General features: G+C 38.5%; 18 protein-coding genes. 7 read left to right on the top strand and 11 right to left on the bottom strand.

The features are described 5' to 3' along the window. Window positions 1-50: 50 nt before the first annotated feature. The 7 genes from ASE55_RS11790 to ASE55_RS11760 form a co-directional block, all read right to left on the bottom strand. Window positions 51-1,262, bottom strand: coding sequence for a PepSY-associated TM helix domain-containing protein (locus ASE55_RS11790; protein ID WP_056219658.1), 1,212 nt, complete (start codon window positions 1,260-1,262; stop codon window positions 51-53). Window positions 1,263-1,309: 47 nt separating this feature from the next. After that, window positions 1,310-3,427, bottom strand: coding sequence for a TonB-dependent receptor (locus ASE55_RS11785; RefSeq protein ID WP_056219811.1), 2,118 nt, complete (start codon window positions 3,425-3,427; stop codon window positions 1,310-1,312). After that, window positions 3,427-4,635 (bottom strand): PepSY-associated TM helix domain-containing protein, encoded by a 1,209-nt coding sequence (locus tag ASE55_RS11780; RefSeq protein ID WP_056219656.1) that lies wholly within the window; start codon window positions 4,633-4,635, stop codon window positions 3,427-3,429. The genes ASE55_RS11785 and ASE55_RS11780 overlap by 1 nt, the downstream gene beginning before the upstream one ends. Window positions 4,636-4,690: 55 nt before the next feature. After that, window positions 4,691-6,874, bottom strand: coding sequence for a TonB-dependent siderophore receptor (locus ASE55_RS11775; RefSeq protein WP_056219653.1), 2,184 nt, complete (start codon window positions 6,872-6,874; stop codon window positions 4,691-4,693). A gap of 151 nt (window positions 6,875-7,025) precedes the next feature. Further along, window positions 7,026-10,100, bottom strand: a complete 3,075-nt coding sequence (secA, locus tag ASE55_RS11770) for a preprotein translocase subunit SecA (RefSeq protein WP_056219650.1) — start codon at window positions 10,098-10,100, stop codon at window positions 7,026-7,028. Window positions 10,101-10,224: 124 nt separating this feature from the next. Then, window positions 10,225-10,446, bottom strand: coding sequence for a DUF2795 domain-containing protein (locus tag ASE55_RS11765; RefSeq protein ID WP_027382805.1), 222 nt, complete (start codon window positions 10,444-10,446; stop codon window positions 10,225-10,227). 140 nt (window positions 10,447-10,586) lie between these two features. Next, window positions 10,587-11,609 carry a GDP-mannose 4,6-dehydratase gene (locus ASE55_RS11760; protein ID WP_056219647.1) on the bottom strand — a complete coding sequence of 341 codons (1,023 nt, stop codon included), beginning with the start codon at window positions 11,607-11,609 and terminating at the stop codon, window positions 10,587-10,589. Window positions 11,610-11,698: 89 nt separating this feature from the next. On the opposite strand from ASE55_RS11760, the gene ASE55_RS11755 reads away from it, so the two are divergent. Then, window positions 11,699-12,490 carry a DUF2797 domain-containing protein gene (locus ASE55_RS11755; protein WP_056219644.1) on the top strand — a complete coding sequence of 264 codons (792 nt, stop codon included), beginning with the start codon at window positions 11,699-11,701 and terminating at the stop codon, window positions 12,488-12,490. 29 nt (window positions 12,491-12,519) lie between these two features. After that, window positions 12,520-15,150, top strand: coding sequence for a hypothetical protein (locus ASE55_RS11750; RefSeq protein WP_056219641.1), 2,631 nt, complete (start codon window positions 12,520-12,522; stop codon window positions 15,148-15,150). Window positions 15,151-15,167: 17 nt separating this feature from the next. Here ASE55_RS11750 and ASE55_RS11745 read toward each other — a convergent pair whose 3' ends face one another. Then, window positions 15,168-15,518, bottom strand: a complete 351-nt coding sequence (locus ASE55_RS11745) for a hypothetical protein (protein ID WP_056219638.1) — start codon at window positions 15,516-15,518, stop codon at window positions 15,168-15,170. Window positions 15,519-15,684: 166 nt separating this feature from the next. Here ASE55_RS11745 and ASE55_RS11740 point away from each other — a divergent pair, with 166 nt between their 5' ends. Both ASE55_RS11740 and ASE55_RS11735 read left to right on the top strand, forming a co-directional pair. Next, window positions 15,685-15,879, top strand: a complete 195-nt coding sequence (locus ASE55_RS11740) for a hypothetical protein (RefSeq protein ID WP_056219633.1) — start codon at window positions 15,685-15,687, stop codon at window positions 15,877-15,879. Window positions 15,880-16,008: 129 nt separating this feature from the next. Next, a complete protein-coding gene (locus ASE55_RS11735) occupies window positions 16,009-17,055 on the top strand; it encodes a PA0069 family radical SAM protein (protein ID WP_056219808.1) in 1,047 nt (348 codons plus the stop codon). Window positions 17,056-17,135: 80 nt separating this feature from the next. On the opposite strand, the gene ASE55_RS20485 is transcribed toward ASE55_RS11735, so the two are convergent. Then, entirely contained in the window at window positions 17,136-17,300 is a 165-nt protein-coding gene (locus ASE55_RS20485; RefSeq protein ID WP_170207314.1) for a bacteriocin-like protein, read from the bottom strand. Between the two features lie 73 nt (window positions 17,301-17,373). Beyond that, window positions 17,374-17,670, bottom strand: a complete 297-nt coding sequence (locus ASE55_RS11730; protein WP_056219631.1) for a helix-turn-helix transcriptional regulator — start codon at window positions 17,668-17,670, stop codon at window positions 17,374-17,376. Between the two features lie 182 nt (window positions 17,671-17,852). On the opposite strand from ASE55_RS11730, the gene ASE55_RS20480 reads away from it, so the two are divergent. The 3 genes from ASE55_RS20480 to ASE55_RS11720 are packed head-to-tail and all read left to right on the top strand — an operon-like array spanning window position 17,853 to window position 19,783. Further along, complete coding sequence (locus ASE55_RS20480) at window positions 17,853-18,056, top strand: bacteriocin-like protein (protein WP_185116291.1); 204 nt, start codon at window positions 17,853-17,855, stop codon at window positions 18,054-18,056. A gap of 25 nt (window positions 18,057-18,081) precedes the next feature. Continuing rightward, window positions 18,082-18,981: a hypothetical protein gene (locus tag ASE55_RS11725; RefSeq protein ID WP_056219628.1), complete on the top strand. Its 900-nt coding sequence runs from the start codon at window positions 18,082-18,084 to the stop codon at window positions 18,979-18,981. Further along, a complete protein-coding gene (locus ASE55_RS11720) occupies window positions 18,974-19,783 on the top strand; it encodes a GLPGLI family protein (RefSeq protein ID WP_056219626.1) in 810 nt (269 codons plus the stop codon). The genes ASE55_RS11725 and ASE55_RS11720 overlap by 8 nt, the downstream gene beginning before the upstream one ends. Before the next feature lie 48 nt (window positions 19,784-19,831). Here the strand turns inward: ASE55_RS11720 and ASE55_RS11715 are convergent, their stop codons facing one another. Next, the gene (locus ASE55_RS11715; RefSeq protein ID WP_056219623.1) at window positions 19,832-20,782 is read right to left on the bottom strand and encodes an isopenicillin N synthase family dioxygenase; all 951 of its coding nucleotides are present in this window, start codon (window positions 20,780-20,782) and stop codon (window positions 19,832-19,834) included. Window positions 20,783-20,806: the final 24 nt, after the last annotated feature.

Raw genomic sequence — 20,806 nt, 5'->3', positions numbered from 1 at the left:
AAAAGATTGTATTAATGGATTATTAACTAAATAATTATTGAATTTTTTTTTCAGGCGGTTTTTACCGTTTTCTTTTTCCTTCTGCCCCACCAGATCATAAATCCGGTTACTGGTAATGAGGCACATATGAGGCTTACCATAAAGGCAATGATCTTTGTAGGAAGCCCCAAAATGGATCCTACGTGGATGTCATAATTGGCTCCGACTGCTTTTTCACCGAAATTTTTGTCTTTCATATCGTGGGTATGCAGCAGGTCGCCGGAATTTTCATCAAAAATAAGACTGCTGCTTTTATGATAAGAATAGGATAAATGTTTTACGTACACTTCAAAATGCGGGTGTTCGTGATCATCCATATGCGGATGCCCCAGATCAATGGAAAACCCGTAAGAATCCGGATATTTAGCTTTTACTGTATTGCTGATCTTATCCAGGGTTCCTTCCGTTCTCAGTTCAATCGGTGCTTTGGTTTTAATTGATGAAAAGTCGGGGTACTGTGTCTTCCCGCCAGAGAAAATGAAATAGATGGCTGCCTGCACAAAGAAAAATGCATAGAATAATCCCGTAACGGAAAAAATCAGCGCAAATATGGAAGCATAAAAACCTAAGACATTGTGAAGGTCATAGTTTTTCCTTTTCCAGCTTTTTACATTCTGCCATTTGAAGGAGAACCGCTGTTTTCTCGCCGCTTTATTTTTCGGCCACCAGAGAATAATTCCGGAGATCAGCATAATCATGAAAATAATCACCGGGATGCCAACAAGGTATGTTCCCCAGGACTGCTTCAGGAGATAACTCCAGTGGATCATCTTTACGATCTGGAAAAAACCGTTCTTTTCATCGTATGTTTCCAGTACTTTACCGGTGTACGGGTTTACGTAAGCCGCTTTATAGATCGGAAATTCATCAAAATAATTCCAGGCTTCCGGGTCATGTTCATACCAGTAGAAGAGGTAGGACATTTTTTTATCAATCGGGATATTTACCCAATGCACCGGATACTTTTCTTTTACCTGTTCCACAACTGCTTTTTCCAGCGTACGGATCGGAAGAACTTCTTTCCGGTCAATATTCTGTTCGTTATGATAGATGACATCCTGTCTTGTAAAGTTTTCAATTTCGTCTTTGAAAACAAATAAAGCTCCGGTAATGGAGATGATAAAGATCAGAAAGCCCACACCCAGCCCAAGCCACAAATGCAGTTTGCCGGTCCACTTCTTAAATGCGCTGGGTTTCTTTTTATGGTGATGCTTCTTTCTCATGCTGATAAAACTTTTGCAAAGATAAACTTTAAATTTATTTAGATTAATTAAAATCTATATTCAGCCATGAAGGTCCCCCTCATCCCTAAAGAATTCGCGAAATCACTGTCACGGGCTGCCCACCAGGCAATGGTCGGCTGATACAGGCGGTTGAAAAGGTTTTCAATACCCAGGGAAAGCTTCCAGTTCTTGTTGACTTCATATCTTGACCTGAAATTGAAAATGGTATAATCCGGGATTCTCCCTTCTCCGTACACATACAGGCCTGTTTTTGCATTCGGTTCAAACCGGTCCTGCTCAAAAGCGTGAAGCATATCCAGTCCTACAGACAGGTTCCGTAAAGGTTTTACCTGGATATAAGCCAGTACTTTAGGTGCGGAAATTCTGCTGTTATTGATTTTTGTTGAATAATCGCCGTCGTCTTTCGGGGAAGTAATGCCTTCCATCCAGCTGTAGCTGCCTCCGAAACTGATGCGTTCTGTAGGCGTGAAATGCAGAAACCCTTCAACACCGTATACCACTTCCGGTGCGCGCTGGATCATCAAGGCCCGGTCCGGACTCTGAATGAATGAGGCACCGAGCTTTGAAGTGCTTACATAAGAAGTTAATTCATAATTGATCCCTTTACTGATCTGGCCTGTTGCCCCGAATTCATAATTATTAACGATGATCGGTTTCGTTTCAAGGTTACTGATGGTATCAGAAGTGGAGGTTCTCAGGATTCTCCCCAGTTCATTGATGGAGTAGGCCTGTGAAAAACTCCCGAAAAGATTAATAGCAGGATTGATGTTGTACCGGAACCCGATATTTCCTACCAGGGCATTGTACTCAAGATTGCCTCCTGTCACAAAAATACTTTTGGTAAACGTCCCGTCATTTTTAATACTTGAAAGGGTATTAAAATCGCCTGTTTTCACTTTTATATTTTCATAGCGAAAGCCTCCTTTAAGGATTAATTTTTTAAAAAGATCAATTTTTACGAGCATGAAAGGCGCTATATTCGTCATATCCATATCCGGGGTCCAGTAGCGGCCGTCTTCCAGTTTCTGTACGGTCTGGTCATTTAAAATATCAGCTCCGTAGATCATTTCAGCCTGGGAATTCTGTGCGTTCCAAAGCCGGGTATCAAAATTTATCCTTGCCCCTTTCTTTTTTGAAATGACATTGGACTGGCCTCCGTTTAAGAAAGTATCGCTGTATCCGTAAACCGTTCTGAAATCCTGCAGGTACAGGTTGATGTTCAGTGATGTACCTTTCCACAGGTTTTTATTGTCGTAGCTCAGTTTAAAATTGTGGTTTCTCGGGGTACCCTGCGGCGTGGTTTCAAGACCCTTCCCTTCGCCTTCGCCAATGGTGGGAATAAGGCCGTATTTCCCTGTTCTCAAGCCTAAATTCAAATCTGATCTTGATGCGTAACCGATATAGGCCGCTTCAATTCTCTGGTTATCATTCAGTGTATAGCCCAGTTTGATCATCCCGTTGTAATTGTCCATTTTGGCAGGGCTTGATGTAGGGCTGAGGCTGACACCATCTGCATCTTTCATGTATCCTGTTCTTTCATAAGCCAGTGATGCTACGTAATCGAAATTTTCAGTAATCTTTCCGGACAGCAGCTGGCTTGCCCTGAAACCTAATGTGCCGCCGTAAAGCTGCCCGGTAACGCCAATCTGCGACTGTCCCGAGATTTTCCGGTCACTGTCTGATCTCCGGGTGATGTAATTGATGATACCTCCGTCGGCACCGTTGCCGTAAATGGAAGATGCCCCTTTGATAACTTCAATCCTTTCAATTACGGAAGGATCAATGGATCTGATGTCCCTGGAACCGTTTCTCAGTGGGGTAGACTGCGGGATCCCGTCAATCAGTACCAGAACCTGTCGGCCTCTGAGGGTCTGCCCGCTGTTGGTAGTCATTCCCGAACTGGTAGCCAGACTGGGAATGGTATACTGTAAAATGTTTGTTATATCTGAATTAACGGTTAATTGCGACTGGATCTGTTTCCTGCCTACAATGGTAACCGAACCCGGAATTTCCTTTATGCTTTCTTTTTTCCGGGAAGCTGTTAATACCACCTCATCTACATTTCTGGTCTGTAAACTGTCTGTACCCTGCGCAAATGCAGTAACGGTTCCCAGACAAGCCACTGATAAAAGAGCCTTTTTCATTATATTTTTTTTCCTTGTTTTTTTCTTTTCCCCCACCAGACCAAAAATCCGGTTACAGGCAATGAGGTGCAGAGTAAGCCTGCCATAAACCAGATGATCTTCCCAATCAGCCCGAAATAAGAACCGGTATGGATATCATAATTGGCGTGGGCATACTGTTCTGCGGCAGTGAGCTCCTGATGAGGTTTGTTTACCAGCAGTTTCCCTGAATATTTATCGAAAGCCAGTTGGTTTCTTACGGCAAATTTCCCGTCTTCACCATAGACGGTGACCGGAATATTTTTTAATTCTTTTCCTTTTTTATTTTTTCCGTTCAGCGGTATCCTGAAGCTTGAAGATCCCGGGTACAGGGCCTGGGTCTGACGGGCGGCGAGATCATAAACCGAACTGTTTTTTGCCAGCAGTGAATCCGGGGATTTAATTTCTTTTTCTCTTGGAAGCTCAGCTGAACCGGACAATGTAAAATTGAATGCGTTTTTCACCCACGGATAGGCGAAATAAATTCCTGAAAGGCTTAACAACAATGCAATAAATGAAACATAAAACCCCAATACATTATGGAGGTCATAGTTTTTACGTTTCCATGTTTTTACGTTTTTCCAGTCGAAGCCGAAGCGTGTTTTCCTGGCATTTTTATTTTTGGGCCACCACAGGATAATGCCGGTGATCAGCATGATGATAAACAATACGGTCGGGATTCCCACGACATATTTTCCCCAGTCTGCTTTTAACAGCAGGCTCCAGTGGATGGACTTCAGGATAGGGAAGAGGTCATACTTTTCATTGTAAATCCCCCGGATCTGCCCGGTGTACGGATTTACATATACCAGCTTATTGATTTTTACCTCATCAAAATAGTTCCACGCCTGTTTGTCTTTTTCGTAATAAAGAAACTTGTACGTTTTGCTTCTGTCCAAAGGAATTTCTACTGAACTGACCGGAAATTCTTCCCGGGTTTCCAGAGAAACTTTTTCTTTAAGGACTGCAATGGAAAGCGGCTGATGCTGGTGGATACCCGGTTCAGTTTTTACATAGACTGCATCTTTCCTCAGCTGATTCTGGATTTCATCTTTAAAAACATACATGGTTCCGGTAAGGGAAACAATAAAAATGATGCATCCAACGGATAAGCCAAACCACAGATGCAGTTTGGCAGACCATTTTTTTATAAAAGAAGGTTTCTTCTTGTGATGATGCTTCTTTCTCATTTAAAATAAACTATTCCTGAAATTTTTCAGGAATAGCAGTTGTAATTATCAATTGTTAAAATTTGTAAGTAACAGTTCCCAAAGCATTGATAAGCTTTTGTGGGTTTGCAGTTGTATATCCTATCCAGTAATGCTGATTGGTAAAGTTGTCAACTTTCACCCCGATCCTGAATTTTTTCGCATCATAAAATGCGTTGGCATTTAATACAAAGTAAGTAGGAAGTATGAATTTATCAATATTGCTGGTTACAGCATTTAATTGATTTAAGATCTTGTTTTCACTTGCATAATTTCCTCCGACACCAATTCCGAAACCTTTAAGCCTTCCGTCCAAGAACTGGTAACTTGCATTAAAGTTACCTAACCATGGCGATCCGCCTGTACTTGGTCTTAACCCTGAAGCTACATCTTTTATATCATTGTAAGCAATACCCCCGATTAGGGAGAAGCCTTTAATTAAATAGGCATTTACTTCCAATTCAACTCCTTTGCTGTGCGTTTCACCAGCCTGAGTCTGAACAGAAGTTCCCGTAGGAGTAAACTGTCCTGTCCCAATTAAGAGGTTCTTTACTTTGATATCATAGTAACTTACCGAGGCATTAATTTTCCCGTTGATAAGGTTTGCTTTAAAACCTCCTTCAAACTGATTGGCTCTTTCAGGGTCAGCCAGTGCTATGCTCCCTGCGAAATCCTGTGTATAATATCCATTACTTTTAAAACTGTTCTGATAGTTTCCGAAAACTGAGAATTTATCCGGAATGATCTGATACACTAAACCTGCTTTAGGAGACCATGCGGATTGATCGTACCCTTCAACAACAGACATGAAATATTTACCTTCTTTAGCATTGTTGCTTTCATAACGGAGCCCAAACACAATATTAAGCCCTGTAACGGGTGTGAAAACGTTGGAAATGTATCCGCTATAGGTGTTAATATCTGCGTCACTGTCAAAGTTACCAATATTTGAAGGGTTGTTGTAAAGATTCCCTAATACAGTTCCGTTGAAATCTGAATAATCTGCTCCATTTGCAGAAACAGGGTTGTTAAAACTGCCTGCACCGCTCACCGTTAAATAAATATAACGCGACCTGTCTTTTGTCTTCAAATAATCAAAACCTACTACGGTTCTGTTTCTCATTCCGTTTCCGAACGTGTAATCGAAATTAAAATTCTGCTGAGCCTGGAAATATTTTTTTCTGCTGTCTCTTGTTCCCTGGTCGAATCTTGAAACAGTCAATGAATTATTAGCATCTAAACCAACAGAAAAGTAAGGTCCGAAACCATCCGAGTAACTTGAAGAACTATTGATGTTTGTAGAAGACTTAATATTATCATTGATTTTATAATTAATCTGACCGAAGATATTATTCACCCTTGCTGTCGTGTAAAGATCATCTCCGGTGTAGGATTCTTTATAATTCAATCCCTTCTTTTCCAGGTCTTTCATATTATCAACCCCTAAAGCCGGTGAAAGGTAGAAGAAAAAAGGATCCCCAACAGCTCTTGTATTGAACATTTCATATTCTACATTAAACTGTAATCTGTCGTTCAGATTATACGTTAACGACGGTGTAAAAGCAAAATATGAGTTTTTTGCATCGGTTTTCTGGAATGTTCCTTCGTTGGTATAAGCCGTATTGATTCTGAAAAGTAATTTTTTATCTTTCGTAAGCGGTGTATTTATATCAGCCTGCGCTCTGTAGGTATTATAACTGCCACCCATCAAGCTTACCTGGCCTTCGAAGCTTTCAAAAGGTTTCTTGGTGATTCTATTGATCAGACCTCCATAAGATGCTACATTGCTTCCGTATAAAGTTCCTGAAGGTCCTTTTAATACTTCAAGCCTTTCAATGTTGATCGCGTCTATTGTTGTGGTAACAGGAGATACCAATCCGTTTCTTAAAGAGTTGTTGGAAGGAAACCCTCTTAATACGACAAAAGATCCTCCGTCACCGGCTCTGCTTGTTGCCGTCCACATTTTCTGTAATCCCGTAACGTTTCTATACGCATCGTCAATTGTGAAAATTGCCTGATTTTCTAAAATATTTCTATTGATAGATGAAAAAACCTGTGGATCTTCAATCGCCTTTAAAGGCATTTTGTTTGAATAGTCACTGTCTTTCTTGATATACGTATTAATAATAACTTCTTCAATATTAGCTTTAACAGTATCATTTTCCTGTGCGAAAGTCAGCATAGAACCTAACAGCGAGGCACAGATCAGTACATTTTTCATGAAACGCAATTTTTTTTTGCAAATATATTGTTTTTAATTATTCTAAATAAATTAATGAATTGATATTTATCATACAATTAATATCCGGTGAATAACAAAAAACCGCTCCAGACTGTGCTGGAGCGGTTTATATAATTGAAATTGTTATTTCTTATGCAGGAATTTCCCCTTTGTATAAGAATGAAATAATTTCTTTGTTCAGTTTGTCTATCATTTCGCTGAATAAGTGGAAAGATTCCTGTTTGTAAATCACAAGCGGGTCTTTCTGTTCGTACACGGCACCTTGCGAAGATCTTCTCAGGTCATCCATTTCACGCAGGTGAAGCTTCCAGTTTTCATCGATAATTGATAATGTGATGTTCTTCTCAAAATCATTGATCAGGCTTTCACACTGGGATTCGTATGCTTCCTTAAGGTCAGTAACAATAGTCATTGTCTTATGTCCGTCCGTGAAAGGAACCTGGATCATTTTAAACATGGATCCCTGGTTCTGGTATACGTTTTCAATAATCGGGAATGATTTTTCTTTCAATAAGTTCAGCTTCATCTGATAATCTTCCTGAGCTGCCTTGAACAGGATATTGGTGAGATCCTGAACGGTCTTATTGCCGAAATCATTTTCAGAAACAGGAGAAGCCATGGTAAAGTGTTTGATTACTTCAAACTCAAAATCCTTATAGTTTCCTGTTGCTTTTCCTTTGGTTACGGTCGAGTTCGAAACATCGAAAATCATGTTCGTAATGTCATATTTCAGGTGGTCTCCGAACAGGGCATTCTTTCTTCTCTTGTAGATTACGTCACGCTGTTTGTTCATTACGTCATCATATTCAAGAAGCCTTTTTCTGGTCCCGAAGTTGTTTTCCTCCACCTTTTTCTGGGCTCTTTCAATAGACTTGCTGATCATGGAATGCTGAATGACTTCACCTTCCTTGTGACCCATTCTGTCCATCATTTTTGCAATTCTCTCAGAACCGAACAAACGCATCAGGTTATCTTCCAGAGAAACATAGAACTGTGAACTTCCAGGATCTCCCTGACGTCCCGCTCTACCTCTCAGCTGCCTGTCAACACGTCTTGAATCATGTCTTTCTGTTCCGATGATCGCCAGACCTCCGGCTTCTTTTACTTCTTTGGTAAGCTTAATATCCGTACCACGGCCTGCCATGTTGGTGGCAATGGTTACAACACCCGGCTGTCCGGCTCCTGCAACAATTTCCGCTTCCTTCTTGTGAAGTTTTGCGTTCAGTACCTGGTGCGGGATTTTTCTTAACTGTAATGCTTTTGATAATAACTGGGAAATTTCAACGGAAGTAGTACCCACCAAAACAGGTCTTCTTGCTGCGGTTAATTTTTCAATTTCCTCAATTACGGCGTTATATTTTTCTCTGTTGGTTTTGAAAACCAAATCCTGTTTGTCATTTCTTAAGATCGGACGGTTGGTAGGAATTACCACAACGTCTAATTTGTAGATCTCCCAAAGCTCACCGGCTTCCGTTTCGGCAGTACCGGTCATCCCGGCAAGCTTGTTGTACATACGGAAATAGTTCTGAAGCGTTACCGTTGCAAACGTCTGCGTTGCCGCTTCGATTTTTACGTTTTCTTTCGCTTCAATCGCTTGGTGAAGACCATCTGAATAACGTCTTCCTTCCATGATACGGCCTGTCTGCTCGTCAACAATTTTCACTTCGCCGTCAATAACCACATATTCATCATCTTTTTCAAATAATGTATAGGCTTTCAGCAATTGGCTCATGGTGTGAACCCTTTCCGACTTTTCGGCAAATTCTGCAAAAAGTTTTTCTTTAGCTTCAAATTCTTCTTCTTTAGATAAATTTTTAGCTTCAACTTCTGCTATCTCTGTCCCGATATCCGGAAGAACGAAGAAATTGTTGTCTTCATTTCCCTGAGACATGTATTCAACCCCTTTATCTGTAAGGTCTACCTGATTGTTCTTTTCTTCAATTACGAAATAAAGATCTTTATCTACAATCGGCATATCACGGTTGTTGTCCTGCATATACTGCGCTTCGGTTTTCTGAAGCAATGCACGGTTTCCGCTTTCCGATAAGAATTTAATTAGCTGTCTGTTTTTAGGAAGACCTCTGTATGCCTGAAGCAGCTTGAATCCTCCTTCTTTATTGTTTCCTGCAGCAATCAGCTTTTTAGCTTCATTGAAAATAGCAGAAACGGTTTTTTTCTGTACCTCAACAATCCTATCAATGGAAGGCTTAAGAACATCAAATTCCTGTCGGTCTCCCTGAGGAACCGGACCGGAAATAATCAACGGTGTTCTGGCATCATCCACCAATACGGAATCCACCTCATCCACAATCGCAAAGTTCAGTTCTCTCTGTACAAGCTCGGAAGGTGAAGTTACCATGTTATCCCTCAGGTAATCAAAACCGAATTCGTTGTTGGTTCCGTAGGTGATGTCTGAATTATATGCGCTTCTTCTTCCGTCTGAGTTCGGCTGGTGGTTATCAATACAGTCAATGGACATACCGTGGAACTGGTACAATGGCCCCATCCACGCGGAGTCCCTTTTTGCCAGATAGTCGTTTACCGTTACTACGTGAACGCCTCTTCCCGGAAGTGCATTCAGGAAAATAGGTAAAGTACCCACTAAGGTTTTACCTTCTCCGGTTGCCATTTCGGCAATCTTACCGCTGTGAAGGATAACCCCTCCGATAAACTGTACATCGTAATGCACCATATCCCATACCACCGGAGTTCCGGCAGCATTCCATGAGTTTTTCCAGATAGCAGTATCTCCCTGAATTTCAACAAAGTCTTTTCCGGCAGCGGCCAGTTTTCTGTCCCAGTCACCTGCTTTTATACGGATTTCTCCGTTCTGTGCCCATCTTCTTGCGGTTTCCTTTACTAAAGCGAAAACTTCAGGAAGAATCTGAAGAAGGACTTTTTCTTCAACTTCGTATGATTCTTTTTTAAGAGATTCAATTTTAGAGAAAAGCGCTTCTTTTTCGTCAACGTTTTCCGAATTTTTTATCTGCTCCTGGACCTGTTCTATCTGAGCTGTGATTTTACTGGTTGCAGATTTGATATTTTCTTTAAACTCAGCAGTCTTCTCTCTTAAACCGTCATCAGACAATTGCTGAATATCGGGTTCAACAGCTTTGATTTTTGTTACAACTTTTTTTACTTCTTTTAGGTCCTGCGCTTTTTTGTCTCCCAAAAACCCTTTTAGAACTTTGTTTAAAAAACTCATAAATTTTTTGCTTTATGCTTAAAATAGTATCCTTTAAGCGTTTTTAATAACACTTATCGTGTAAATTTGATATGTGAAAAGGGCAAAAAAGCTCTAAGCGAGGCTTAAAGCTTATTGCTTCCCATTAATATTCGTCTTCGTTCCAAAGATAATCTTCGTCCGTAGGATAATCACTCCAGATCTCATCGATCGCATCATAGATTTCCCCTTCATCTTCAATCGCCTGAAGATTTTCCACTACTTCCATAGGTGCACCAGTTCGGATTGCATAGTCGATAAGCTCTGCCTTAGTCATTGGCCATGGTGCGTCACTTAAATATGAAGCTAATTCTAATGTCCAGTACATAATTTTTTAATTTTTTGCAAAAGTATAAAAATAGCTTATATGATGCGCTTTTTTATACCTGATTTTCAATTCTTTTTATTAATTTTTATTCATTGTCCTTCGGAGCTGCTGTTACAGCTGTGAAGGCCGCCTGATTGTTGTCATTTTCTCAAAAACCATTCCACAAATTTTTTTATGCCATTTTGGAAGTTTGTGTCAGGTTTGTAGCCTATTAGTGTCCTGGCTTTTGTAATATCGGCATTGGTTTTCTGTACATCTCCGGGCTGCATTGGCAGATTTTTCCGGATGGCAGATTTTCCCAGCGTATTTTCTATGGTAGCTACCATGGTGTTTAAATCAACGACCTGGTTTTCCCCGAGATTAAGGATTTCGTAGACCTTTGAGTTTTCTTCCAGGTAGATGATGGATTTTGTAACCCCGTCAATAATATCATCTATATAGGTATAATCCCTTGCCGTAGTCCCGTCGCCGTAAAAGGGGATTTCCTGATTTTCCGAAATTAATTTCGTGAATTTATGAATGGCCAGATCAGGCCTCTGCCTTGGGCCGTATACCGTGAAAAAACGCAGCTGGATCATATCCATATGATAGAGATGATGATAAACATGGCCTAAAATTTCACCGCATCTTTTCGTGGCGGCATATGGGGAAATAGGGTGGTCTACCGCATCGGTCTCGGAAAATGGTGTTTTCTGGTTATTCCCGTACACACTGGAAGAAGAAGCGCATACAAATTTTTTAATCTGGAAATCCTTGCCCAGTTCCCAAAGGTTCTGTGTTCCGCGGATATTGACTTCCTCATAATCCAGCGGCCTTTCAATAGACGGGCGCACCCCGGCAAGCGCTGCCAGATGGATAATTAAATCAATCTTGTGGCTTTTAAATATCTCTTCCAGTCCCTTCTTATCACGGATATCCTGGTAATACAGGTAGTAAGAGTCAGACTTTGTAAGCGAAACCAGTTCCCGGATATCTTTCTCCTTTTCAGAAAACTCAAAATCCGAAAAATGCTGAACAGAATCTAAAGTATTTTTAATCTTTATGCGATAATCATAGAAATTATCAAAATTGTCAATATTGATGACAGAATGTCCTTTTTTAAGCAACTGTTCAACTAAGTGGGAACCAATAAAACCGCTTCCGCCGGTTACAAGATAATTCATCTGTATGTTTTTCTTCCCACAAAAATATAAATTTACTTCGTGAAAAATATAATCAGTAAATTTACTTAAAAAAGTAATATAAAATTAATATGCAGTTTCAGGGACAAATTTTAAAAATGACGTGCTTCAACGGTGAGCCGATTCAGTATTACCTTAATCTTTCAGGGGATCTTATCCATATGAATGAACTGTTCGGGAAAGAACTCACGATAAAGCATACCGGATTCCAGTGTGTAAACTGCCAGGAAGATAAGCCGGTCTACAGAATGGGGTTCTGCAAAAACTGTTTTTTTGAAAGCCCTTATGCAAGCGGTACCATCATCCGTCCTGAACTCTCCACGGCACATCTCGGAATTGCTGAGCGTGACCTGGAAGTGGAAAAACACATTCAGCTGCAGCCCCATACTGTTTACCTGGCTTACACGGGAGAAGTAAAAGTAGGGGTTACCAGGAATACGCAGATTCCTACACGGTGGATTGATCAGGGCGCGACTTTTGCTCTGCCTATCGCAAGAACGGAAAACCGGTATGAAGCAGGCATGATAGAAGTAGCTCTTAAACAGCATGTTCCCGATAAAACAAGCTGGAAGAAAATGCTGAAAGATGATCTGGAAGATGATATAGACCTAGCCGATTTCCAGCAGAAAATAAGAGAATATTTCCCTGAAGATTTCCGGAAATTCTACAGTGAAGGCGAAAATCTATGGAAGTTCGACTATCCTTTTGAAAAGCCTGAAAAAGTAACCTCATTTACCCTGGATAAAAGGCCTGAATTTACAGGGAAACTGACCGGGATTAAAGGGCAGTATCTGGGCTTCGACGGCGGTGAATTTATTAATGTAAGGGGACATGAAGGATATGTAATTGAACTGACACTATAAAACTAACGGTATTAACATCAAATCACAGGATGAAAAAATGGGTTAAAAAGATATGCATCGGTCTTGGAATTGTGCTTATCCTGGTCTTACTGGCCAATTTCGGACTGAATATCTGGCTTAAAACCCAGCTTCCAAAATATATAAAGAATAATACGGATTACAAAGTTTCCTATAAGCTGATGGAAGTTGACCTTCTGTCCGGGAATATTCTCTCAACAGGTATTACTGTTAACAGTAAAAATCCCCAGAATATTGATGTTATAGGGCTGCAGGGAACTATTGATACCCTTAAGATCAGCCGTTTCGGAATCTATGATGCAATTTTTAACAAACAGATCAACTCATCTGATCTGTTGCTCTCAAAACCTGATCTGAACATCATCCTGGCCAAACCTGTGGAGACAAAAACGGGTAAAAAAAGAAACCCGGTTATGTTTGAAAATATCAGGATCAACAAAGGCAACATCAGTATTTTCAGGCATACGAAACAAAAGTTCATATCCGTGGAGGATCTTGATCTGTATGTAGAAAACCTGCAGCTGACCGAAGAATGGGTAGAAGATAAGCTGCCTGTTGTTTTTGACAATTATAATATCAGAGGCCGGAACTTCTTTATACGTCCTGATGATGTCTATGCTTTACGGATTAATTCCATACAGACTACAAACGGGCAGGTGTCAGTTAGTGATTTCCAGCTTGTCCCGGTACTTACTTTTGATCAGTTTAAAAAATATTATCCTAAAAAGACAGCGCTTTTTCAGTTTGCTGCCAAAAAGATGGAGTTTAAAGATTTGGTATTGAAAAAAAATAAGGTAACGCTTGCCCATGCTAATTTCTATGATCCGGATTTTTTAATATATACTACTAATGCAGCTCCCGTAAAAATTAAAAAGTCTTCTGATTTTGAGCTTAATCTTGAAGATATAAGGCTTAACAATGCTGTTGTTCAGATCATGAAGCCTGACGGAAAGAAGCTTTTATACGCTAAGAACATTAATGCAGATGTTAATCAGTTGAAATTTGATAAGGATACCCGCGAAGAGCTTATCCCGATAGGGTACAAAGATTTCAGTATTTCAGGAAGCGATATTCTATATTCCGATCATCAGGATTTTAATATTAAAAGTCTCAGTTTAAATCCCAGAAAGGGCGAGCTGAAAGCGATTACCGTTGTGCCTAATGGCACTGCTGCAGGGAAAACGGCTATGAATCTGTCTGCGGAACATATTGGATTTACAATCAATACATGGGAGTTTGCCGAGAAAAAACTCAGGCTTGATATCAATGAAATTCTGGTAAACAGGGTAAAAGGAACAATCGAAGCCGGCGATGCCAAAAACAGTAAAAAAGGTGATCTCAGCGGAATACAGTTTCCGGTTACGGTAAGAAAAGTTACTGTAAAAAATTCGGATATTACTTATGATAAAGATAACCAGCCATTGAGCTTTAGCGGACTTAATGCTACGGCTAACGGTATCCGCCTTACTTCAAAAAAAGATAATTCAGGGATCGCGGTAAATATTAAGAATTATACTCTTACTACGAATAATTTCCTTTATAAAACACAGTTTTACAGGATGGCTGCCGGCTCTTTAAAGCTTGATGAAAAAAATGCCCTGATCAGCAATTTTGAAATGAGGCCCGTGGTTTCAAGGGCTCAGTTTATCAAAGCGATTCCTGTTGAGAAAGACCTTTATGATATTAAAGTCCGCCAGATTACTGCCGCCGGAACCTGGGATCTGTTTTCAGAACAGAAATCCATTAATGCTTCTCAGGTAACCATTCAGTCTGCTGATGCCAATATTTTCAGGAGTAAAATTCCCAATGATGATCCTAAGGAGAAGCCGTTGTATTCAGGACTGCTCCGGTCGATTAAAATTCCGATGGTTGTCAATACGCTTACTTTAAAAGATTCAAAACTGGTATATGAAGAAGATACTCCGGAGAGTGCGGGTCCGGGGAAACTTACGTTCAGCAATTTTAATATGAATGTTAAAAACCTGAATTCAGCAAAAATGAAAGGGAAGCCTACAAGAGTTGACATCAGGATCAACTGTTCATTTATGGACTTGGCACCACTTACCGTAAACTGGAATTTCGATGTTGCAGATCGGCGCGACGTATTTAATATTTCAGGGAAAACAACCGGTCTTCCTGCACGCGGCATTAATCCTTTCATCCGTCCTTACTTGCATGTAAGCGCTACAGGAACGATCCAGGAGATGCTCTTCAATTTCAAGGGGAGTCCTAAAGGGCTGAACGGAGATTTTAATCTCAGGCACAAGGATCTGAAAGTTACCATTCTGGATAAAGAAAACCGCGGGAAAAAAGGACTGCTGTCTGCTGTTGCCAATCTGCTGGTAAAATCAGATTCAGGAAAACTTCCGGAAGATGTGAAAGTGGAAGATGTGGAAAGGGAGCCTTCCAAATCATTTTTTAATTTATTCTGGAAAGGGATAGAGCAGGGATTGAAGAAAACACTTATCGGAATCAATATCGGCGGCGGAACCAAAGCACCGGATAATGGCAATACTGCAAGAAAAGATAGCAAAACATCTGCTGCATCAGATAAAACAGAGATAAAAACTGAAGAAGATAAAAATAAAAAGCCTTTTCTGAAAGGCATCTTCGGGAAAAAAGAAAACCCCGAAAGCAAATAGCTCCGGGGTTTAAGATATTAATCAAGATCAAATTCTTCGTTTTCAAGAATGGGGATCTTACGTAAGAAATCATCAAATTCCTTAGGATAATTACTTCCTGCACCGTAAGAATCAATCATCATTCCCAGATTGCCTTCTGTATCTTTAATTACATACAGAACGGCATTGTCATCCGGATTGCTCGGTCCTTCGAAACGGTAGGTTTTTACGATGGTCATTTCATCAGGCTGATAGTTCTTTTCAGAATTTTCAAATTTCATTTCACAGTCTTCATTCATCCTGAATTCTCTGTGGATCCCTCTTTGTGTCAGTCTTGTCATTACCTGACTTAATGTGGTCATTTTGTCGATATTTCCTGTTTCTTCCATAATATTATTTTTTCTTTCAAGTACAATAATTAAACCATAGCGATAAGGGGACGGTATTTATATAGGAGATTATACCGGAGCCTGTTAAGTGTTAACAAAATTTATAACAGCTGCCATCCTTTGGGTATGCTTTTTGCAATAGAAAAATTAATAAATCAGACGAAATATGAAAAAAGAAGTCGGAGTTTTACTGGCAGGGGGAGTTGGTCTTTTGGCAGTATTAAGCATCATCGGAATCAAAAAGATATTGAATAAAAAAGATAAGAAGTATAACGATACCTACTCGGATTATTACAGGCATTTTGACAAAGATTCCTACGATGATGAATATCACGGAGTAGAATTCTATGCACTGAAATAGAAGTATAAGCAACAATAACAAACATTACCATATACAATCCATGCCGTACAGGTGATGGATTTTTTTGTGGGAAAATTTGATGTTAAAATGCATTGTTTTATAAATGTACCGTTTTATCTTTACATTTCAATGCAGAACGAAAATATCATAAAAGGTCAGGGAGCGCAGCGAAATGTAGTCAACCGTTTCGAGAAATATACCTATGAGCCGGAAGACGAAGATTTCGAAACTGTAAAAACATCTTTCACCGAAGTTTTTCCGAAAACCATTGTCAATCAGGTAAAAAGCGAGGATTTACCGATGGAATATTCCATGAATCCTTATCAGGGCTGTGAGCACGGCTGTTCCTACTGCTTTGCAAGGCCGACTCATGAATATTGGGGCTACAGCGCTGGAATTGATTTTGAAAGAAAGATCATGGTCAAGAAAAATGCACCGGAACTTCTGGAGAAATTTTTTCAGAAAAAACGCTATCAGCCTGCTCCGATTTTACTTTCCGGAAACACCGATTGTTATCAGCCTGCAGAACGCCAGTTCGAAATTACGCGTAAGCTCCTGAAAGTATGTCTGGATTATAGGCATCCCGTTCATATCCTGACCAAGAACACGATGGTTTTGAGGGATATTGACCTTTTACAGCCGATGGCGGAACAAAACTTAGTTTCCGTTTCTCTGAGTATTCCCACCATTAATGAAGAACTGCGCAGAAAAATGGAGCCGCGGACAAGTTCTGCAAGAAATAAACTGAAAGCCATAGAAATTCTGTCTGAAAATAAAATCCCTGTCAATGTAATGGTCGCCCCGGTTATTCCGGGACTGAACAGTGATGAGCCTCTGGCTATTTTGAAAGCTATTTCTGATGCCGGCGCACAGAGTTTCGGATATACGTTGGTCCGGTTGAATGATACGGTTGAGCCGGTTTTTGTTCAGTGGATTGAAAGTGCTTTTCCAGACCGTGCCCAGAAGGTACTGAACCTAATCCGTTCTATGCGCGGCGGAAAGCTGGGTGAAAAAAGATATTTTGACCGGCAGAAAGGAGAAGGAACTATTGCTGAAATGATCCACAATACTTTTAAAATCGGAAGAAAAAAATTCTTTGACGGAAAAGAATTCCCGAAATTATCAACAGCTAACTTTACAGGAACAAAAGATCAGCAATTGAGGCTGTTTGATTAATTATTATACTACTTAAAATACTTTTTAAACAAAAAGCCGCTCCCCAAAAGGAACGGCTTGCTTATGATTTGTAGAGCATTTTATATACTGTCATCCGGGCATTTGAAATCATCACTGCAGGTTGCACAGATTACTACGTTTCCGCATGCATACATACAGAAATCCGGTTCCGGAAGTGTTTTAATTCCTCCTGCTCCTGTAATGGTTTTTAACTGGCTTTTGTTTAGCTTTTTTAGATTTTTCATATTGTTTTAATTAAAAATTTGATATTACTGTAAAGATAAATAAAAAACACATAAGTCAACCAGTTGTGGTATATTATTTTTTATCTATTTTTATTAATGCCATTTCATGTTCAAGTTTTTTAATTTTTTCCTTCAACAATACTATTTCATTATATAGGCTTTTCTGTTCTAAAGAATAGTGATCTTCATAAATAGATTCAATTGGGACATCTAATAATGAGGCAATCCTGAACCACTCATGAGAAGTAATTTTTATTTTACCTGATTCTCTTTTTTGATACTGTGCTTGGCTAATTTTTAAATAAGTTGCGATGTCTGCCTGAGAGACCTTTTTAGTTTTACGAATATTTATTAGCTTATTTTTTTTCATCTTTTCATTTGTTTCACGAATGTAATAATATTTCTAGTTACGGAGAATAAATATTGCTTAAATGGCAATAAAATTCCGGTTTTTACCATAAAAAAATCTCTTAAATTTGTCTTAAAATTACTACTGATTGTAGTAGGATTTATTGATCCGTAACTAAAAACTAATTAACTAAAATTTTAAAAATGAAAAATTTAAAAAAACTGAATCGAAATGATTTAAAATCTGTAACAGGAGGAAAGATGGCAGAAAATAATTGTCATTGTCATGGAAGCACATCTTCAAGCCCGAAGCAAGGTCTGCCCCCAATTGATATTCCGGCTGACAGTTCTGCACAGTGTTTCAATACTTGTTCATGTTATAGAGGAGAAGCGGGGTGTAGAAACTAGTGCATAAATTTCTTAAGTTTAAAACATGAAATTAAACTGCAAAGAACTACAAAATAATAAGAGGGTATTTATTATCCTCTTATTTTCATTTTCGTATTATTCCTTTGGCCAAAAGATTATTATTGATAATCAAAATAGTTTTCCAATTGAGATTAGCTACTTAAAAAATTCTGATATTGTTAAAAATAATGAAAAAAAGATAGTTCAGTCAAAATTTGAAATATCTGAAATAAATATTTTGAAAGAAAATATCAATGGAGAAATAAATATCCCTCTTTTTTTAAGGACAGATGAAACACTCAGTATTACTGTTAATCAGAATAATATAAAATTTGGTGGTAATAAGGATAGTATTCATTCGTATTTATTTAATACGTTAAAAAATGATCTTTTTATAAATATTGGAAACTATCAGAAAAGTTACCACAAAGATGATGTTAATACATTTATAAGATTATCAGAAATAGCCAAAAGTAACATAATTAGCAAAATCCAAAAATACAATACTACCACATCAGTAATAGATGATGCTTATTTAAAAAAGATTGAAAGATATATAATTCGCCAATGGTTATATTCTATTTTTATTAATCTTGACAGTACAAATAATGGAAATACGAAAAACAAAATATTGCAATATTATTTTAACAATTATATAAAAAAAGATATTACTCATTATTCATGTGAATCTTATTGGGATTATGAAATCATTCGAAAGTTTGCTAAACATTCAAAAGAGTTGAGACTCTCTCTTACAAAATATAATATCGTTGAAAAATCTGATGAAGATGATATTAATCAATTTATGAATAAAAGCTGTCAAAAATTTTATTTTCAAAGCAGATACAACTATTTAAACCATATAAAAGATCCTAAAGCTGAATTTTACAGAACTATTTTAAAAGAAAAATTTAATAATGATTGATATGAAAAATTCGGTAATTAAGTTTGTATTTTTATTATTTTCAGCTTTTATATTTGGACAGCAATTACACATCATATATAAGGTTAATTTTAGACCACAGATTAATAATGCACATATGAAAACAGAACATATGGCGTTGGATATCAGTTTTGATAAAAGCATTTTTTACAATGTAAATTATAAAAAATCTGATAGTATTGTTACTGGGTTAAAACAAAAAAGAGATATTCATTACCTTAAATTTACTATTAAACAGGATGAAAAGTCTTATTCTTATTATGGTGATTTTAATAATTTTTTCTTTACATACACAGAGAAAATACCTTCAAACTGGAAGATTAGAGATGCACAGTATCTTTATAAAAATTATAAAGTTCAGGAAGCAGAAATAGATTTTGAAGGCAGAAAATGGATTGCTGTATTCTGTTCCGAAATACCAATCAGTAAAGGACCATATAAATTTTCAAATTTACCGGGCCTTATCCTGAAAGTTTATTCTGTAGACGGAGATTATAATTTTGAAATGGTAGAAATCAGTAAGCAAGGCGAAAATCTACTTTACCAAAAGTCTGGCAATTATTCTGCAGTTAAAAAAAGTAAAATAGATGGAATGATTGCTAATTTTATTAAAAATCCTGCTTTAGGAAATATTACCATTGTTAATGAGTCTGAAGATTCTTATAATTATAGGTTTAGTGGTAAAAAGGATCAATCTTATTATGATATGAAAACTTATATTGAAGAAGTTATTTCAAAATTTAATAATCCGATAGATAAAAAAACATATATCCTGATTTTTTAAACTTTTTTATCAAATAAAAAACCGGACAAAATTCGTCCGGTTTTTTTATTATTTTTTAATCAGTCCCAACTCAATTAACCGCTCATGCAGAAACGCTCCGGCTGTGGTATCTTCATACAGTTTCGGGTGGTTTTCATCTACACAGTTTTCAAGCGCATTTAAAGACATGGAGCTTACCGGGTGCATAAAGAAAGGGATGGAATATCTTGAAGTCCCCCACAGTTCTCTCGGCGGATTAACAACCCGGTGAATGGTTGATTTCAGCTTATTGTTCGTATGCCTTGAAAGCATATCTCCAACGTTGATCATCAGTTCGTCCGGTTCTGCAATTGCATCGATCCATTCACCTTTGTGGTTCTGAACCTGAAGGCCTTTTCCCTGGGAACCCATCAGAAGCGTAATCAGGTTGATGTCGCCATGAGCAGCTGCTCTTACAGCATCGTCCGGTTCCTGTGTAATCGGAGGGTAATGAATTGGTCTTAAAATAGAATTCCCTTCTGCAATTTTATCATCAAAATAAAATTCATCAAGTCCTAAATATAAAGCCAGGGCCCTTAAAACATACTGTCCTGTTTTTTCCAGCATCTGATAGGCTTCTTTACCTACCTCATTGAACTTCGGAAGTTCTTCAACCGTTACATTGTCTGGGTACTCGCTTTTGTATTTTGAATCCTCAGACACATACTGCCCGAAATGCCAGAATTCTTTCAGGTCTCCCTTTTTGAAGCCTTTTGCCGTCTCTTTACCGAATCCTACATAGCCTCTCTGCCCGCCGATGCCCGGGATCTCGTATTTCTGTTTTGTTTCTGTGGGCAGCTCAAAAAAGTTCTTTACCTCTTCATACAGTTCATCCACCAGGGTGTCACTAAGAAAATGGCCTTTTAAGGCTACAAAACCAATTTCTTCATAAGCTTTTCCGATTTCATTTACAAATTTCTGTTTGCGTTCCGGGTTACCCGAAAGGAAATCACGCAGGTCTACACTAGGTATTTTGTCCATTTATAGAAATTTTACGTAGTGCTA

The organism is Chryseobacterium sp. Leaf201 (assembly GCF_001421435.1).
In the GTDB taxonomy this organism is placed as follows: Bacteria; Bacteroidota; Bacteroidia; order Flavobacteriales; family Weeksellaceae; genus Chryseobacterium.
The sequence above is the reverse complement of the archived record's forward strand: the minus strand, read 5'-3'. Positions and strand labels throughout refer to the sequence as shown.

Bases quoted from the DNA above. Each gene is read 5' to 3' on its own strand.
- ASE55_RS11790 (WP_056219658.1), bottom strand. From the start codon at position 1,262: ATGAGAAAGAAGCATCACCATAAAAAGAAACCCAGCGCATTTAAGAAG.
- ASE55_RS11785 (WP_056219811.1), bottom strand. From the start codon at position 3,427: ATGAAAAAGGCTCTTTTATCAGTGGCTTGTCTGGGAACCGTTACTGCA.
- ASE55_RS11780 (WP_056219656.1), bottom strand. From the start codon at position 4,635: ATGAGAAAGAAGCATCATCACAAGAAGAAACCTTCTTTTATAAAAAAA.
- ASE55_RS11775 (WP_056219653.1), bottom strand. From the start codon at position 6,874: ATGAAAAATGTACTGATCTGTGCCTCGCTGTTAGGTTCTATGCTGACT.
- secA (WP_056219650.1), bottom strand. From the start codon at position 10,100: ATGAGTTTTTTAAACAAAGTTCTAAAAGGGTTTTTGGGAGACAAAAAA.
- ASE55_RS11765 (WP_027382805.1), bottom strand. From the start codon at position 10,446: ATGTACTGGACATTAGAATTAGCTTCATATTTAAGTGACGCACCATGG.
- ASE55_RS11760 (WP_056219647.1), bottom strand. From the start codon at position 11,609: ATGAATTATCTTGTAACCGGCGGAAGCGGTTTTATTGGTTCCCACTTA.
- ASE55_RS11755 (WP_056219644.1), top strand. From the start codon at position 11,699: ATGCAGTTTCAGGGACAAATTTTAAAAATGACGTGCTTCAACGGTGAG.
- ASE55_RS11750 (WP_056219641.1), top strand. From the start codon at position 12,520: ATGAAAAAATGGGTTAAAAAGATATGCATCGGTCTTGGAATTGTGCTT.
- ASE55_RS11745 (WP_056219638.1), bottom strand. From the start codon at position 15,518: ATGGAAGAAACAGGAAATATCGACAAAATGACCACATTAAGTCAGGTA.
- ASE55_RS11740 (WP_056219633.1), top strand. From the start codon at position 15,685: ATGAAAAAAGAAGTCGGAGTTTTACTGGCAGGGGGAGTTGGTCTTTTG.
- ASE55_RS11735 (WP_056219808.1), top strand. From the start codon at position 16,009: ATGCAGAACGAAAATATCATAAAAGGTCAGGGAGCGCAGCGAAATGTA.
- ASE55_RS20485 (WP_170207314.1), bottom strand. From the start codon at position 17,300: ATGAAAAATCTAAAAAAGCTAAACAAAAGCCAGTTAAAAACCATTACA.
- ASE55_RS11730 (WP_056219631.1), bottom strand. From the start codon at position 17,670: ATGAAAAAAAATAAGCTAATAAATATTCGTAAAACTAAAAAGGTCTCT.
- ASE55_RS20480 (WP_185116291.1), top strand. From the start codon at position 17,853: ATGAAAAATTTAAAAAAACTGAATCGAAATGATTTAAAATCTGTAACA.
- ASE55_RS11725 (WP_056219628.1), top strand. From the start codon at position 18,082: ATGAAATTAAACTGCAAAGAACTACAAAATAATAAGAGGGTATTTATT.
- ASE55_RS11720 (WP_056219626.1), top strand. From the start codon at position 18,974: ATGATTGATATGAAAAATTCGGTAATTAAGTTTGTATTTTTATTATTT.
- ASE55_RS11715 (WP_056219623.1), bottom strand. From the start codon at position 20,782: ATGGACAAAATACCTAGTGTAGACCTGCGTGATTTCCTTTCGGGTAAC.